This is a genomic window from Pseudomonas sp. P5_B2, from assembly GCF_056400445.1.
Genome location: NZ_JBFULH010001089.1, coordinates 1 through 1,025, shown reverse-complemented (window position 1 = coordinate 1,025; position 1,025 = coordinate 1). Strand labels below are relative to the sequence as shown.

Annotated in this window: 1 protein-coding gene and 1 pseudogene; one reads left to right on the top strand and one right to left on the bottom strand. The window is 58.3% G+C overall.

Features of this window, described 5'->3' with window-relative positions; genetic code table 11:
- A pseudogene (locus tag AC1DRJ_RS29365) lies at positions 1–254 on the top strand (C4-dicarboxylate transporter DctA); the annotation flags it as partial.
- Positions 255–339: 85 nt separating this feature from the next.
- Here AC1DRJ_RS29365 and AC1DRJ_RS29360 read toward each other — a convergent pair.
- Positions 340–1,025, bottom strand: a 686-nt coding sequence (locus AC1DRJ_RS29360; protein ID WP_477805213.1) for a GMC family oxidoreductase, incomplete at its 5' end; no start/stop codon positions are given.

Sequence of the window (1,025 nt, the reverse complement as noted above, 5' to 3'; positions counted from 1 at the left end):
TGTTGCTGCCGGGTGTCGAACGGTTCATGTCGCAAGCGTGGGCAATCACCAACACCATCGGCAATGGTGTCGGCACCATGGCCATCGCCAAATGGGTCGGGGCGCTGGACACGGTCAAAATGAACAAGGCGCTCAATGGTGAAGTCGAGGAGGAAAAGACTGCCACGGTTGATGATGCCAATCGCATTTTTGCGCATTCGGCGGTGGGCGAGGGGAGCGTGCTGCCCAGACTGAAAGAAGCCTCTCGGGCGTAGGGTCCGTGGCTCGCGGCTTTTTGATTCTATCTAAAGCCGCCGCTCGCACTGTGCGAGAAAGGCGGCTCCACCTGCAAACTGCCGATCAGGATCGCTGGCTTGCGCACACCCAGTCGGCGGCACGTTCGGCGATCATGATTGAAGCGGCGTTGGTGTTGCCGCCAATCAGCGTCGGCATGATCGAGGCATCCACCACGCGTAGCCCCTCGATCCCATGCACACGCAATTGGCTGTCCACCACGGCATGCTCGTCACTTCCCATTTTGCAGGTGCCGACCGGGTGATAAATGGTGTCGGTGCGTTGGCGTAACAACTCGATCAACTGTTCGTCACCGTAGATTCCTTCGCTGTACATGTCCTTCAGACCGTAACGTGCCATCGGAGCTTGCTGGATAATCTCCCGGGTCATCCGGTATCCGGTGAGCAGAGTCTCTACATCGTCGTCATGCCCCAGAATGTTGGGGTCGATACGCGGTGGGGCGCTCGGGTCATTTGATAGAAGGCCGACGCTGCCAACGCTCTTGGGGCGCAACACACAGACGTGGCTACTGAAACCATGACCCCAGTGAAGTTTGCGGTTGTGGTCGTCAATCATCGCGATCACCGAGTGCAACTGGATATCCGGGCGAGAAAGGCTGGCATCGGTTTTCAGGAACGCGCCGCCTTCGGCAAAGTTACTCACGAAAGGGCCGCGTTGATGCCGGACATAGTTGATCAACGCCTTGCCCATCTTCAGGCTGCCGCGCAGGGAGACGCCCATCAAGGATGTGT